General features: G+C 73.3%; 10 protein-coding genes. 8 read left to right on the forward strand and 2 right to left on the reverse strand.

What is annotated here, in order from left to right; all coding sequences use genetic code 11:
• The first annotated feature begins 111 nt into the window (after positions 1-111).
• The 4 genes from IM697_RS31935 to IM697_RS31950 are packed head-to-tail and all read left to right on the forward strand — an operon-like array spanning position 112 to position 4,180.
• A complete protein-coding gene (locus IM697_RS31935; RefSeq protein ID WP_194039554.1) occupies positions 112-1,257 on the forward strand; it encodes an FAD-dependent oxidoreductase in 1,146 nt (381 codons plus the stop codon).
• Complete coding sequence (locus IM697_RS31940; RefSeq protein ID WP_228044261.1) at positions 1,254-2,282, forward strand: amidohydrolase family protein; 1,029 nt, start codon at positions 1,254-1,256, stop codon at positions 2,280-2,282. The genes IM697_RS31935 and IM697_RS31940 overlap by 4 nt, the downstream gene beginning before the upstream one ends.
• A 13-nt stretch (positions 2,283-2,295) precedes the next feature.
• A complete protein-coding gene (locus IM697_RS31945; protein ID WP_194039555.1) occupies positions 2,296-3,234 on the forward strand; it encodes a VOC family protein in 939 nt (312 codons plus the stop codon).
• Positions 3,235-3,244: 10 nt separating this feature from the next.
• On the forward strand, positions 3,245-4,180 hold the full coding sequence (locus tag IM697_RS31950) for a fumarylacetoacetate hydrolase family protein (RefSeq protein WP_194039556.1): 936 nt from the start codon (positions 3,245-3,247) through the stop codon (positions 4,178-4,180).
• A 137-nt stretch (positions 4,181-4,317) separates the two neighbouring features.
• Here the strand turns inward: IM697_RS31950 and IM697_RS31955 are convergent, their stop codons facing one another.
• Positions 4,318-6,789, reverse strand: coding sequence for a SpoIIE family protein phosphatase (locus IM697_RS31955; RefSeq protein ID WP_194039557.1), 2,472 nt, complete (start codon positions 6,787-6,789; stop codon positions 4,318-4,320).
• A 197-nt stretch (positions 6,790-6,986) separates the two neighbouring features.
• On the opposite strand from IM697_RS31955, the gene IM697_RS31960 reads away from it, so the two are divergent.
• The 3 genes from IM697_RS31960 to IM697_RS31970 all read left to right on the forward strand — a co-directional run bounded on the left by IM697_RS31960 (position 6,987) and on the right by IM697_RS31970 (position 11,585).
• On the forward strand, positions 6,987-9,056 hold the full coding sequence (locus tag IM697_RS31960; RefSeq protein WP_194039558.1) for a SpoIIE family protein phosphatase: 2,070 nt from the start codon (positions 6,987-6,989) through the stop codon (positions 9,054-9,056).
• Positions 9,057-9,563: 507 nt separating this feature from the next.
• Positions 9,564-10,343 (forward strand): IclR family transcriptional regulator, encoded by a 780-nt coding sequence (locus tag IM697_RS31965; protein WP_194039559.1) that lies wholly within the window; start codon positions 9,564-9,566, stop codon positions 10,341-10,343.
• 105 nt (positions 10,344-10,448) lie between these two features.
• Positions 10,449-11,585 carry a PP2C family protein-serine/threonine phosphatase gene (locus IM697_RS31970; protein WP_194039560.1) on the forward strand — a complete coding sequence of 379 codons (1,137 nt, stop codon included), beginning with the start codon at positions 10,449-10,451 and terminating at the stop codon, positions 11,583-11,585.
• Between the two features lie 231 nt (positions 11,586-11,816).
• Here the strand turns inward: IM697_RS31970 and IM697_RS31975 are convergent, their stop codons facing one another.
• Positions 11,817-12,755 carry a LysR family transcriptional regulator gene (locus IM697_RS31975; protein ID WP_194039561.1) on the reverse strand — a complete coding sequence of 313 codons (939 nt, stop codon included), beginning with the start codon at positions 12,753-12,755 and terminating at the stop codon, positions 11,817-11,819.
• Between the two features lie 154 nt (positions 12,756-12,909).
• Between IM697_RS31975 and IM697_RS31980 the strand changes: the two genes are divergently transcribed.
• Entirely contained in the window at positions 12,910-14,307 is a 1,398-nt protein-coding gene (locus IM697_RS31980; protein WP_194039562.1) for a M20 family metallopeptidase, read from the forward strand.
• Positions 14,308-14,328 lie beyond the last annotated feature (21 nt).

Consider the following 14,328-nt stretch of genomic DNA (forward strand, 5'->3'; position numbering starts at 1 on the left):
CCCCACGAGCCGGCCGGTTGCGCTCTTCCCCCACGCGCGGCGCATCCGGCTCCCCAGCCGCCCGTCAGTCCGCTCGCCGACGAGTGGCCCGACCCCGAGAGGGACCCCGACATGACCCACACCCCGCGCTCCGTCCTCGTCATCGGGGGCGGCACCTCCGGGAACAGCCTGGCCGTGCTGCTGCGCCGGGCCGGCATCGCCGTCGACCTCGTCGAGGTGAGCCCGGACTGGAAGGCCGCCGCCGGCTCCGGCATCACCCTTCAGGGCAACGCCCTGCGCGTGCTGCGCGAGGTCGGCGTCCTCGACGGCATCGAGAAGCACGGCTACGCCTCCGACGGCATCGGCATCCTCGCCCCCGACGGCACCGTGATCGCCGCCCACGCGGACTTCCGGACCGGCGGCGAGGACCTGCCCGCCCACATCGGCATGCAGCGGTCCCGTCTCCAGCAGCTCCTCATCGACCGGGTGCGCGCCTCGGGCGCCGATGTCCGCCTCGGTGTCACGGCCACCGCCTTCCGGCAGGACGGCGCGGGCGTCGACGTCACCTTCTCGGACGGCACCGGCCGCCGCTACGACCTGGTCGTCGGCGCGGACGGACTGCACTCCGCGACCCGCGAGATGATCGGCATCACGGACCGGCCCGAGCCCACCGGCATGGCCATCTGGCGCGCCCCGGCGCCCCGGCCCGCCGGGGTCACCCGCACCGAGATGATCTACAGCGGCCGCTGCTTCGTCGCCGGGTACTGTCCGACCAGCGAGGACACGGTGTACGCCTACCTCGTCGAGCGGGCCCGCGACCGGGCCGCGCTGGATCCGGACTCGTACGCCGACGAGATGCGGTCCCTCAGCGAGGGCTACGGCGGGGCGTGGGAGGAGATCCGCGCCTCGTTCACCGATCCGAAGGTCGTCAACCACACCTGTTTCGACCGGCATCTGGTGGAGGGCGCCTGGCACCGCGGCCGGGTGGTGCTGGTCGGCGACGCCGCGCACTGCTGCCCGCCCACCCTCGCCCAGGGCGCCGCGATGTCCCTGGAGGACGTCCTGGTCCTCGCCGAGCTGCTGACCGGCCGGGGCGAGTGGGACGAGCGGCTGCTCACCGACTACCACGCCCGGCGGCTGCCCCGGGTGCGCATGGTCATCGACGTCTCCGTGCAGATCGGCCGGTGGCTGCTGGACCGGGCGCCCGACGAGGAGCGCGGCAGGGACGTGGCCGCGCTGATGGGCCGCACCATGAGCGCGCTCAGGGAACTCCCGTGACCGGCCCCCTGCCGTCGGCGCCGACGATCGACGTGCACGCCCATCTCCTGCTGCCGGAGGTCGAGGAGGCCGTCGCCGGGCACCCCGCTCTCGCCGAGGCCCGGCGTCTCGACGCCCGCCGCAACGGCCCGGCGGCGCTCGCGGTGAACGGTCCGATGGTGGGGGCGCGGGTGCCGAGGCTGACGGACGTGGAGAGGCGGCTGGCGGCCATGGACGAGGCCGGTGTGGACGTACAGCTGGTCAGCCCCTCGCCGAACCACTACCACTACTGGGCCGGGCCCCGACTGGCCGACAGGATCTGCCGGGCGGCGAACGAGGGCACCGCCGCGCACTGCGCCAAGGCCCCCGACCGGCTGTACGGCCTCGGTCTGGTCCCACTCCAGCACCCCGGCCTCGCGGTCGCGCTGCTCGACCACGCGCTGGACCAGGGGCTGAGGGGAGTCGAGATCTCCTCGCACGCCCCGGGGCCGGGCGGGGCACGGGACGTGGAGCTCTCCGACCCGCGCCTCGCACCCTTCTGGGCACGCGCGCAGGAGACGGGTTGCCTCGTCTTCCTGCACCCGTTCGGCTGCACCCTCGACGAGCGGCTGGACCGGTGGTACCTGTCCAACACCGTCGGCCAGCCCACCGAGAACGCCGTCGCCCTCTCCCATCTGATCTTCTCCGGAGCCCTGGACCGCCACCCGGGACTGAAGCTGATCGCGGCGCACGGGGGCGGCTATCTGCCCACCCACATCGGCCGCTCCGACCACGCCTGGCGGGCCCGCCCCGACGCGCGGGTCTGCGGACGGGAACCCAGCAGCTATCTGGGACAGCTGTACTTCGACTCCCTCGTCCACGACCCGTACGTCCTGCGGGAGTTGGTCCGCGCCGCCGGCGCCGACCGGGTCCTGCTCGGCTCCGACTTCCCCTTCGACATGGGCACCGACGATCCGCTGGGCGCGCTGCGCGCGGCCGGTCTGCCCGACCACGACTTCCACGCGGTGCGGGGCGGCAATGCCGCCGCCCTGCTGAACCTCGTCTGAGGAGGAACCCCCCATGACCGACCGCCCGCTCACCCACCTGCGGCACGTCGACCTCGCCGTACCCGACTACGACAGGCAACTCGACTTCTACGCCGGCGTCTGGGGCCTGACCAAGGTCGCCGAGGACTCCGGGATCTCCTTCCTCGCCGCCGAGGGCAGCCCGGAGCAGTACGTCGTACGGCTGCGCAAGGCCGACGAGAAGCGCCTCGACCTGGTCTCCTACGGAGCGGGCAGCGCGGCCGACGTGGACGCGCTCGCCGAGCGACTGCTGTCCCGGGACGTGCGGTTGATCTCCCAGCCTGGCAAGGTCGACACCCCCGGCGGCGGCTACGGCTTCCGCTTCTTCGACGGCGACGGCCGCACCGTCGAGGTCTCCGCCGATGTCGAGGCCCGGCGGCACCGCCGTGTCGAGGAGAAGGAGTCGATCCCGGTCCGTCTGTCGCACGTGGTGCTCAACTCCCCGGACCTGAACCGGACCCGCGCGTGGTACGAGACCCACCTGGGCTTCCGTCTCTCCGACACGCTCAGCTCGCCGCACATGGGCGAGGTCATGCACTTCATGCGGATCAGCAACCAGCACCATTCGATGGCCATCGCGCAGGGCCCGCACACCTCCCTGCACCACGTCTCGTTCGAGATGCGCGGACTGGACGAGTACATGCGCGGCTCCGGGCGGGTGATGCGGGCCGGCGTGCGCAAGATCTGGGGCCCGGGACGGCACATGGCGGGCGACAACACCTTCACGTACTTCCTCGACCCGCACGGCAACACCGTCGAGTACACCACCGAGCTGGAGGAGCTGGACGAGGACACCTGGCACCCGCACGTCTACGACTTCTCCCGGCCCGAGGTCACCGACCAGTGGGGCACGGCGAACCCGATGAACGAGCTGGTCGCCAAGGAGTCGTTCAACGATGTCGACCGCGGCTGCTTCGTCGCCCCGCCGGTGTAGGGGCGCCGTCATGCGTATCGCCACTTACCGGTACGAGGGGCGCCGCCACTGCGGGATCGTGGACGGCACCGTCGTGCGGGCCCTGCCCGACGGCACCTCCCCCCTCGACGCCGTCGGCACCGCTCCGGTGGCAGATCCCGTCCCGCTGTCGGACGTACGCCTGCTGCCGCCGCTGGAGCCGCCGACCGTCCGGGACTTCGTCACCTTCGAGGAGCACGTGGAGGGCGTACGGCGCTCCGTGGACGGCACTTCCGGGGTGCCGGAGCGGTGGTACGCGGCGCCGACGTTCTACTTCACCAACCCCTACGCGGTGTACGGCCCGCACGACGACATCCCGATGCCGCCGGGGTCGGCCGTGCTCGACTTCGAACTCGAGGTCGCCGCGGTGATCGGCCGTGCGGGCCGTGACCTCACCCCCGAGCAGGCCCGCGACCACATCGTCGGCTACACCGTCCTCAACGACTGGTCCGCCCGTGACCTGCAGTCGGCGGAGATGAAGGTGGGCCTCGGCCCGTGCAAGGGCAAGGACACCGCGACCACGCTCGGCCCGTACCTGGTCACCGCCGACGAGCTGGAGCACTACCGCGACGCCGACGGCTTCCTGCGGCTGGCGCTGACCGCCGAGGTCAACGGCGAGGTGGTCGGGGAGGACCTGCTGTCCAACATGAGCTGGACGTTCGAGGAGATGGTCGCCTACGCCTCGCGCGGGACGTGGGTACGCCCCGGAGACGTGCTGGGCTCCGGCACCTGCGGCAACGGCGGCTGTCTGGCGGAGCTGTGGGGCCTGCGCGGCAGACACGACCCGCCGCCGCTGCAGCCCGGCGACACGGTCACGCTCACCGTGGAGGGCATCGGTTCCGTGTCCAGCACCGTGGTCCCGGGTGTGGACCCGGTGCCCCTGCCGACGGGCCGTCGCCGCGACCGGGCGCGGCCGTGGGCGGTCTGAATGCTCGGGTGGAGCGCGGACTCGTCGTACGCCACGGTGTGGCGTCGCCGCGGTCTGCGGCGACACACCGCACTCGCAGGCCGGCCACCGATCAGCCGTGTGGACGACGCAGCGGGTCGATACAGCCGGCGCCGGGGCTACGGGATCTCCTGCTCGGCCCAGATGATCTTTCCGCCGGCCGTGTAGCGGGCGCCCCAGCGGTGGGCGAGCTGGGCCACCAGGAACAGGCCCCGGCCGCCCTCGTCCATGCTCCGGGCGTGCCGCAGGCGTGGCGCGGTGCTGCTGGCGTCGGCGACCTCGCAGGTCAGTCGACAGTCGCGGAGCAGCCGTAGGCGGATGGGGGGTTCGGCGTAGCGGATGGCGTTGGTGACCAGTTCGCTGACGATCAGCTCGGTCGTCATGGCCAGTTCGCCGAAGCCCCAATCCTGCGTCTGGCGGGTCGCCCGGGCGCGGACGTCGGCGACGGCCGCCGGGTCGACGGGCACGTCCCACGACACGACGTTGTCGGTGCCCAGGGCGTGGGTGCGCGCCAACAGCAGGGCGATGTCGTCGGGCTGCGGCGCGGGCACCAGCTCGCGTACCGCGGTGGAGCACAGGGTGTCCAGGTCGAGGTCCCGCCGGGACAGCAGGTCGCCGAGCCGGGTCATGCCGTGCTCCATGTCGCGGTCGGCGGCGGCGACCAGGCCGTCGGTGTAGAGGCCGAGCAGGCTGTTCTCGGCGAGTTCGATCTCGCCGACCTCGAACGCCATCCCGCCGAGCCCCAGCGGCGGTCCGGGCGGGGGTTCGGGGAAGGAGACCTGTCCGTCGGGCGCGACTACGACCGGGGGCGGGTGTCCGGCGCGGGCCATCGTGCAGCGCCTGGTGACCGGGTCGTAGACGGCGTACAGACAGGTCGCGCCGAGGAATCCGGTGGTGCCGCGGCGGGCCTGGTCCGCCGTCTCGTCCTCGGGGCGCTCCTCGCTGAGCCGGAGCACCAGGTCGTCGAGGTGGGCCAGCAGTTCGTCGGGCGGCATCTCCATGTCGGCGAGGGTCTGTACGGCGGTGCGCAGCCGGCCCATGGTCGCCGCGGCCGTGATGCCGTGCCCGACCACGTCGCCGACGACCAGGCCGACCCGGGCGCCGGACAGCGGGATCACGTCGAACCAGTCGCCGCCGACGCCTCCCGTCGGGTCCGCCGGCAGATAGGAGGAGGCCACCTCGAGGGCCGTACCGCCCGACAGGGCATGCGGCAGCAGGCTGCGCTGGAGGGTGACCGCGGCCGTGTGCTCTCGGGTGTAGCGGCGGGCGTTGTCGACGCACAGCGCGGCACGGGCCACCAGTTCCTGGGCGACCAGGACGTCGTCGGGCTGGAAGGAGACGGGATTGAGCGAGCGGATGAACGTGGTGAGGCCGAGCGAGGTGTTGCGGGCCCGCATCGGCACCGAGATCAGGGAGTGCAGGCCGAACTCGCGCATGCTGGCCGCCCGCTCGGGCTGTTCGGTGACCCACAGTTCGTCGGACGGGTCGAGGACCGGGATGAGGATCGGGTCGCCGTCGATGAGTAGATGCGCGCTGTGCGGCGGCGGCACGAAGTCCACCCGTTCCCCGACTCGCGCCACGGCCTCGGGGCAGCCCTCGCGCACCGAGCTCATGCCGGCCCGGCGCATCACCGGCTTGGCCGGGGCCGGGCCCGCGTCGGGCAGCCACGCCCCGTGGCCCTCGTTGCTGAGCACGGGCTCCAGCAGGTCCACGACGACGAAGTCCGCGAACCGGGGCACGGCGAAGTCGGCCAGCTCCTGCGCCGTCCACAGCACGTCCAGCGTGGTGCCGATGCGTGTCCCGGCCTCGTTGACCAGCGACAGCAGCTGGCGGGCGTTCCAACGCTCGGTGACGTCGGAGACCATGTAGCAGACGCCGGTGATCGAGTTGTCGGCGGCCACGAGCGGGAAGAACGACGTCGAGTAGGCGTGCTGGCGGCGTGGGTCGGCCCAGCTCCAGCCCACGTATTCGTAGTCGGTGACCGGGACGCCGGTCTCCAGGACCTTGCGCATCAGGCCCTCGATGGTGTCCGCCTGCAGCCCGGGCAGCAGTTCGCTGAGCCGGCGGCCGAGGCGCTGCTCGCGGGGCACGCCGCCGAAGCGCTCCAGGGTGTCGTTGAGCCAGATGTAGCGCAGCTCGGTGTCCATCACGGCCATGCCGACCGGGGAGCGGGTCAGGAAGCCGTCGAGGACGGACTGGCCCACCTCCCACTGGCGCCGCTGCCCGCGCGCCGAGATCAGGAAGCACTCCTCGGCGCCGATGCGGAAGGACGCGGAGACCCGCAGGTCGACGTCGATCCGGTGGCCGTCGCGATGCCGTACGGGGATCTGGCCGCTCCACCCCATGCCGGCCCGGCAGCGCTCCGCGATCCCGGCCACCCGGACCGGGTCACCGGGCACCGCCAGCAGCCGGGCGGCGGAGGCGCCGACGATCTCCGACGCGCGCAGGCCGAGGAGTTCCTGCGCGGCCCGGGTCCAGCCGAGCACCACGCCCTGACCGGACACCACCGCCGCGGCGTCGCTGGACGCGTCGAAGGGGGCGCGCGGTTCTGCGAACGTGGGCGCGTCGGGCCTTTCTCGCGGAGCATCCATGGGTCCTCACGCAGCGTCCCTGAAGTCCCTCTACAGGACCATGTTCCTGCTAGTCCGCGCGATGTGCACGGGCCGGACGGCCCCGAAGCCGTTCCGGACGGGCCGCCGGGCGCGGCGGGCAGCGAGGTGCAGGTCGTCGCAGGCGTGGTACCCGGCTGTGAAGGCCGGCGGGCCCTGCCGGCCGCGGAGGAGCTGCGATGACAGCCGAGTCCTTCCAGTCCGGCGGTGGCGGGTACGGCCCGGACCAGCCGCCCCGGCCGACCGGGCTGCTCGATGTGCTGAGCGTGGCCGCGGTGGTCGTGGACGCGAGCGGGCGCGTGGTGTTCTGGACGCCGCAGGCCGAGGACCTCTTCGGATACACCGCCGAGGAGGCGCTGGGCACACCCGCGGCACGGCTGTTCATCCACCCCGAGCATCTGCCGGCCGTGGTGCAGCTGTTCACGGAGGTGCTGGAGACCGGCCGCAGCTGGGCCGGCACCTTCCCGGTGCGGCACAAGGACGGCAGCACCCGGCTGACGGAGTTCCGCAACATGCGCCTCCTCGACGACCTCGGGGACGTCTACGCCCTCGGCATCGCCGCCGACCACTCCCTGCTGCAGCGGGTGGAGACCGATCTGGCGCTGTGCGAGCGGTTGATCAACCAGTCCCCGATCGGTCTCGCCCTCGTCGCCCCCGATCTGCACTTCCTGCTGGTCAACCCGGCCCTGGAGCGCATCGACGGCATCCCCGCCGAGGACCACGTGGGCCGCCCGCTGCGGGAGACCCTGTCGCTGCCCGACATCGACACCATCGAGTCCTGTCTGCGCCAGGTCCTCACCACCGGCACCCCGCTGCTCGACCAGTACCACGTGGGCCGCCCGCCCGCCGACCCCGAGCACGAGCACGCCTGGTCGCTGTCGTTCTACCGGCTGGAGGACCCCGGCGGGCGGGTCCTGGGCGCGGGCATCTCGTTCGTCGACGTCACCGAGCGGCACCGCGCGGCCGCCGAGGCCGACCGGGCCCGACGGCGCCTGGCCCTGATCGCCGACGCCTCCACCCGGGTCGGCACCACGCTGGAGGTGGAGGCCACCGCGCACGAGCTGGCGGAGGTCGCCGCACCGGAACTGGCCGACGTGGTCGCCGTGGACATACTGGACTCCGCGCTGGCGTGCCGGCGGATGCGCCGACCGGACAACGGCCCGGAGCTGTTCCGCGCCCTCGCCCTCAAGGCGGCGCACCCCAGCGTGGCCCTGCGCGCCGCCGACCCGCCCGGTGACCTCGCGGCGTACGACGGGGACCGGCTGGTCACGCTGTGCGTGCACACCGGCCGGCCGGTGCTGGTGCGGCATGTCGGCGAGGACGATCTGCGGCGCATCGCCCGGGACGCCGAGGCCATCTCGCTGTTGGCGCGGGCGGGCGTGCACTCGTATCTCGCGGTGCCGTTGATCGCGCACGGCGAGGTGCTGGGCGCGCTCGATCTCAAGCGGACGCGCAATCCGGTGCCGTTCGACGAGGACGACGTCGTGCTGGCCGGTGAACTGGCCAGCCGGGCCGCGGTGGCCATCGACAACGCCCGCTGGTTCCAGAGCGTGCGCAACACCGCCCTCACCCTCCAGCGCAGCCTGCTGCCCGACCATCCGCCGCACCACACCGGCCTGGAGCTGGCCTCCCGCTACCAGCCGGCGCAGGCCACCAGCGAGGTCGGCGGCGACTGGTACGACGTGATTCCGCTGGAGGACGACAAGACCACGCTGGTCGTCGGCGACGTGATGGGCAACGGCATCGACGCCGCCGCCACCATGGGCCGGCTGCGCACCGCCACCTGCGCCTACGCCGACCTCGACCTCGCTCCGGGCGCCGTGCTCAGACACCTGGACAAGATCACCTGCGATCTGGAGCACTACATCGTCACCTGCCTGTACGCGGTGTTCGACCCGCACACCAGGCGCTGCCACATCGCCAACGCCGGCCATATGCCGCCCGCGCTGGCCCGCCCCGGGCACCCGCCGCGGCTGCTCGAACTGCCCGCGGGAGCGCCGCTCGGCGTCGGCGACATCACGTTCGGCACCACCACGGTCGACCTCCACCCCGGCGATCTGCTGGTCCTGTACACCGACGGCCTCGTCGAGACGCGGCACCACCCCATCGACGACCGCCTGGACGCTCTCCTCGGCTTCCTGGACGAACCCGCCAGACCCCTGGAGGAGACCTGCGACCTGCTCCTGTACGGCCTGCGCCATCCCGACGACCACGACGACGTCGCCCTGCTGGTCGCCCGGGTGCTGTAGGCGGCCGCGGACCTTTTCCGGCGGCCGACGCGGGCTGCCCTGTGGGCTGCTGTGGAGACTGGCGTCGGCCGGCTCTCCTCTGGCCTCGGGCCTCGGGCATCGGGCATCGGGCCCGGGGCCTCGGGCCCGGGGCCTCGGGCTCGAGGCATCGGGCTCGAGGCATCGGGCTCGGGCTCGGGCTCGGGCCTCGGGCCTCGGGCCTCGGGCCTCGGGCTCAGGGCACTCGGCACTCGGCACTCGGCACTCGAGCCTGCCGTGGGCGTGGCCCACCGGGCACCCGCCTGCCGCCGGGTCCGCCTGGCCTGCGGCCGATCCGCCTTGCCCGACCCCGGTCGCCCGACCTCCCGCCAAACCACCTCACCCACCCCCGCTCGCCCGACCTCCCGCCAAACCACCTCACCCGCCCCCGCTCGCCCGACCTCCCGCCAAACCACCTCACCCACCCCCGGTCGCCGGCGCACGCCGATCCGCCTTGCCCACACCAGTCGCCCGGCGCACGCTGGTCGTATGGGTGCTCGCGACGGCCCCACGCTGATCGGGTCGGTGCAGCGTGCCTTCCGCCTGCTGGAGGCGGTGAGCGCGCACGAGAACGGTGCGCCGGCCAAGCAACTGGCCCGGGAGACCGACCTGCCGCTGGCCACGGCCTACCACCTGCTGCGGACGCTGGTCCACGACGGCTATGTGCGCAAGCTCGACGACGGCGGGTTCATCCTCGGCGAGCGGCTCCAGACGCTGCACACGGCGGGCCGGACACAGGCGCTGCTCAGCCGGATCCGGCCCACGCTCGCCGCGCTGCGGGACGAACTGTCCACCGCCGCCTACCTCACCTTCTACGAGGAGGGCGAGATCCGGGTCGCCGAGATCGTCGACGGTCCGCGCGCTCCCCGGGTCGATCTGTGGGTGGGGTTCGAGGACTCGGGGCACGCCACGGCGCTGGGCAAGTCGGTGCTGCGGGAGCTGGACGACGAGGAGCGCAAGGACTACCTGTCGCGGCACGCCCTCGCCGACCTCACGCCCAGGACCATCACCGATCCCCCGGAGCTGCTGCGGCGGCTGGACTCCTCGCCCCTGGCCCCGGCGGTCACGGACATGGAGGAGTACTCCCTCGGCACGGTCTGTGTCGCGGTGCCCGTCTACAGCGGGACCACCCTCGGCTCGCTCGGCGTCTCGCTGCGCGCCGACCGCCGCTTCCGGCTGGAGGAGACGCGGGCCCGGCTGGAGGAGGTCCGGGCGCGGCTGATCCCGACCGCGAGCCGCATCACCCGGGGCCTGTCGCTCACTATCTGAAAATCCTCTCCTTGTCGCACCCGGGGTCGAAACGATTCCCTATATAAACCGGACATTTCCCCGGCCCCCATGCCCCCGCGTACAGGTGAGGACAGCGGACAAGACATGAGCCACGCCCAGGATCACGGTCGTGACCATTGGCCGAGGCGGCTGGTCGCCGCCTCGCCCGTACTGCCCATACTGATCGTCTCCGCCCTCGTGCTCGTCGATCTCGTCGGCGGGTCGGGGATGGCGTGGGTGCCGCTGCTTGCCACGGGACCCGCCCTCGCCGCCACCACCTGTGGTCCGCGCGGCGTCCTGCTCGTGGGGCTGCTGTCCGTCGTCGTGGGCGTGAGCCTCGGTGTGCGGGGCGGTGCTCCGGGCAGTGAGCTGGCGGTCGCGCTGGCCGCGCTGCTGGTCGTCACCCTGGCGTGTGCAGTGACCAGCGCGCTGCGCGGGCGGCGCGAGCGGGTGCTGGCCGCCGTCCGCTCGGTCGCCGAGGCCGCGCAGCACGCGCTGCTCCAACCCGTGCCGGCGACCGTCGGCCCGTTCCAGGTGGCCGTCCGCTACAGCGCCGCCGCCGCGGAGGCCCGGATCGGCGGCGATCTGTACGCCCTGGTGTCCACGCCGTACGGCGTCCGGCTGATCGTCGGCGATGTGCGCGGCAAGGGGCTGCCGGCCGTGGGGACGGCGGCGCTGGTGCTCGGTGTGTTCCGGGAGGCCGCCCATGACGAGCCCGATCTGCTCGACGTCGTCGCGCGGATCGAGCGCAGCCTGGCGCGCAACCTGGGCAGCGACGACTTCGTCACCGCCGTGGTCGCCGGGTATCCGCGGCGGGGGCAGCTCGAGGTGGTCAACTGTGGTCACGCGCCGCCGCTGCTGGTGCGCGACTCCGTCGTCGTACCGGTGGAGCCGGACCGTCCGGCCCCGCCGCTCGGCCTGCGCGCCCTGTCGGGCGAGACGCCCGAGCTGCATGTGCTGCCCTTCGACGACGAGGACCAGCTCCTGCTCTACACCGACGGCGTCACCGAGGCCCGCGACCACGACCGGGAGTTCTATCCGCTCGCCGAGGGCCTGGCCCGGCACACGTGCGACGACCCGGTGGCCACGGTCACCGCACTCCACGACGAACTGCTGACCCACGTGGGCGGCCGACTGCACGACGACGCGGCCCTGCTGCTGCTCCGCATGCCGCCGGCCACGCAAGCCCCCGCCACCTGTGACACGCCCGACGGCGGGCGCGTCGAGTCCTGCTCACCGTAGATCCCCGCCCGCCCAACGCGCAGCACCGCGAGGCCGACAACGCCCCCGCGAACTCCACCCACCCGCAGAGACCCGCCAGCACATCCGTAACACCCGCAAGACGCCCAGCGGCAGGCGCCAGGCGGCACGCCCGGCCCTGCCCCCTTGGGTCCCCGCCGCCCAACGCACAGCACCACCGAGGCCGACACCGACCCCTGCAAGCTCCACCCACCCGCCGAGCACCCGGCGCGGTCACCCCTCCCTCTGCGTCGCCGCGGGCCCGGAAGGGTGGCGTGGGCTCAGCATCGCCGCCAGCGACTGGGTGAACCGGGTGGCCGGCCACGGCAGTCGGCGGCCCGCGGCCGTCTGTACCTGGGCCTCGCGCTGCCGGAACACCGGGTGGTCGACGCGGACATGGGTCACGCCCTCGGCGCCGCCGTCCCCACCCAGGTCGCCGAGGTCCCCGACCAGGGCGAGTCCTCCTCCGGCGCGTACGAACTCGTACCCCGGGGCGAGGGAGTCGCAGACCAGGGCGGGGCGTACGGTCAGGCCCTCCAGTTGTACGCCGATGTCGAAGAGTTCACGCTGGCTGGAGCCCGGTGGGGCCAGCGCCAGCGGATGCGCGCACAGTTCCGCGAGGCCGATCCGGTCGCGGCCGGCCAGCTCGTGGCCGAGCGGGACCACGGCGCACACCGGCACCACGACGGCGCACTCCACACGGACGTCGTACTGTGGCCCCATCGCATAGGTGACGGCCACGTCGGCGATGCCCTCCACCACTCGGCGCGTGGCCTCCCGGCGGGGGACGACGTCGAGGCGGAACGACACATCGGGGTGCTCGCTCCGGAACCCGGCCATCGCCCGGGGTACGAGACGGCGCGCGAACCCCTCCGAGCAGGCCACGCGGACATCGCGTTCCTCGGCGCCGCGACCCGTGCGCAGCTCCTCGACCAGCGCGGCGGACTCGGTCTCGGTGCGGCGGGCGTGGGCCAGCAGCCGGGAGCCGGCGTCGGTCAGGGTCATGCCGCGCGGATGGCGGGCGAACAGGGCGATGCCGAGCCCCGACTCCAGCTTGGCGATCTGCCGGCTGACCGCCGACGGCGCGACGCCGAGCACCTGCGCGGCCTCGGTCACCGATCCGGAACGGGCGACCTCCAGGAAGTACGTGAGGTTCACCGGAAGCAGCCGCATCGTCCGTCCTCCATGAACTCGCATGAACTCGCATGAAACCCGCCATCAGCATTGCCGAAAGTAGAACGCCGACCGGCACAGACGGCAATGGTCATGGACCGGGAGTCCGTCCTAGGCTGCGGGGACGATGCCGTAACCCCTGGAAGGTCTGTCCGTGGTTCCCGAGCAACTGGTGTGCAAGGCCGAGGAGTTCGTCGACTCGGGCGGCTTCTTCACGGAGCTGGCCTCGATGGTCGCGTACCCGACGGAGAGCGCCCGCCCGGAAGGCCGCGTTGCCCTGGACGCATACCTCGACGAGGTCCTGGCGCCCGCGCTCGCCGGGCTCGGCTGCCGGGTCACCCGGTACGAGAGCCCCGATGCCGCCGGTCCCTTCCTGCTGGGCAGCCGGATCGAGTCGCCGGAGCTGCCGACGGTGCTGTGCTATGGCCATGCCGACGTGGTGGAGGGGCAGGCCGGCCGGTGGCGCGAGGGGCGTGATCCGTGGACGCTGACCGCCGAGGGCGATCGCTGGTACGGGCGCGGTGCCGCCGACAACAAGGGGCAGCACCTGGTCAATCTCGCGGCGCTGCGGCTGCTGCTGGCCGAGCGGGGCGCGCTGGGCTTCAACCTGAAGTTCCTGTTCGAGTCGGGCGAGGAGATCGGCTCCCCCGGCCTCGCCGAGTTCGCCGCCGCGCATCGCGACGAGTTGCGGGCCGACGTGCTTCTCGCCTCGGACGGACCGCGCGTGGACGCGGCGACGCCGACCCTGTTCCTCGGCGCGCGCGGCGGCGTCCAGCTCCTCCTCGACGCGGATCTGCGGCCGGACTCCTACCACTCCGGCAACTGGGGCGGCGTGCTGCGCAACCCGGCCACCACCCTCGCGGGCGCGATAGCGACCCTGGTCGACGGCCACGGCCGTATCCGCGTACCGGCGCTGCTGCCGCCCGCCGTCGCGGACGCGGTCCGCGAGGCGCTCACCGGCATCGCGGTCGCGGGCGGCGCCGGCGATCCGGTGCCGGACGAGGGCTGGGGCGAGCCCGGTCTGTCGGCCGCCGAGCGGCTGTACGCGTGGAACACCCTGGAGGTGCTCGGCCTCGGCGCGGGCGACGTCGACCACCCCGTCAACGCGATCCCCGGCCGGGCCCGCGCGGTCCTTCAACTGCGGTACGTCGCCGGCACCGACGTCGGCGGGGCGGCGCGGGCCGTCGCCGAGCACCTCGCCGAGCACGGGTATCCGATGGTCGACGTCCGCCTCCTCGGCAGCTTCGCGGCGAGCCGTACGCCGCTCGACGACCCGTGGGCGCGCTGGGCCCGCACGGCGCTGGAGCGGGTCGCCGGGCGCCCGGTGGCGGTCCTGCCCAACATCGGCGGCTCCCTGCCGAACGCCGTCTTCACCGACGTCCTCGGGCTGCCGACCCTGTGGCTGCCGCACTCCTACCCCGGCTGCCTCCAGCACGCCCCCGACGAGCACCTGCTCGCCTCCGTCGCCCGCGAGGGCATGGCCCTGGCGACGGGCCTGTTCCACGCGCTGGGCCACCCTCCGGCCGGCCTCCCCCTGCCGGCCCGCGCCTGAGCTGTCGGCCCACCGCCAGGC

It is taken from the genome of Streptomyces ferrugineus (genome assembly GCF_015160855.1).
GTDB lineage: Bacteria > Actinomycetota > Actinomycetes > Streptomycetales > Streptomycetaceae > Streptomyces > Streptomyces ferrugineus.

Excerpts from the sequence above, each read along its gene's own strand:
- IM697_RS31935 (WP_194039554.1), top strand. The coding sequence starts at position 112 with ATGACCCACACCCCGCGCTCCGTCCTCGTCATCGGGGGCGGCACCTCC.
- IM697_RS31945 (WP_194039555.1), top strand. The coding sequence starts at position 2,296 with ATGACCGACCGCCCGCTCACCCACCTGCGGCACGTCGACCTCGCCGTA.
- IM697_RS31950 (WP_194039556.1), top strand. The coding sequence starts at position 3,245 with ATGCGTATCGCCACTTACCGGTACGAGGGGCGCCGCCACTGCGGGATC.
- IM697_RS31955 (WP_194039557.1), bottom strand. The coding sequence starts at position 6,789 with ATGGATGCTCCGCGAGAAAGGCCCGACGCGCCCACGTTCGCAGAACCG.
- IM697_RS31960 (WP_194039558.1), top strand. The coding sequence starts at position 6,987 with ATGACAGCCGAGTCCTTCCAGTCCGGCGGTGGCGGGTACGGCCCGGAC.
- IM697_RS31965 (WP_194039559.1), top strand. The coding sequence starts at position 9,564 with ATGGGTGCTCGCGACGGCCCCACGCTGATCGGGTCGGTGCAGCGTGCC.
- IM697_RS31970 (WP_194039560.1), top strand. The coding sequence starts at position 10,449 with ATGAGCCACGCCCAGGATCACGGTCGTGACCATTGGCCGAGGCGGCTG.
- IM697_RS31975 (WP_194039561.1), bottom strand. The coding sequence starts at position 12,755 with ATGCGGCTGCTTCCGGTGAACCTCACGTACTTCCTGGAGGTCGCCCGT.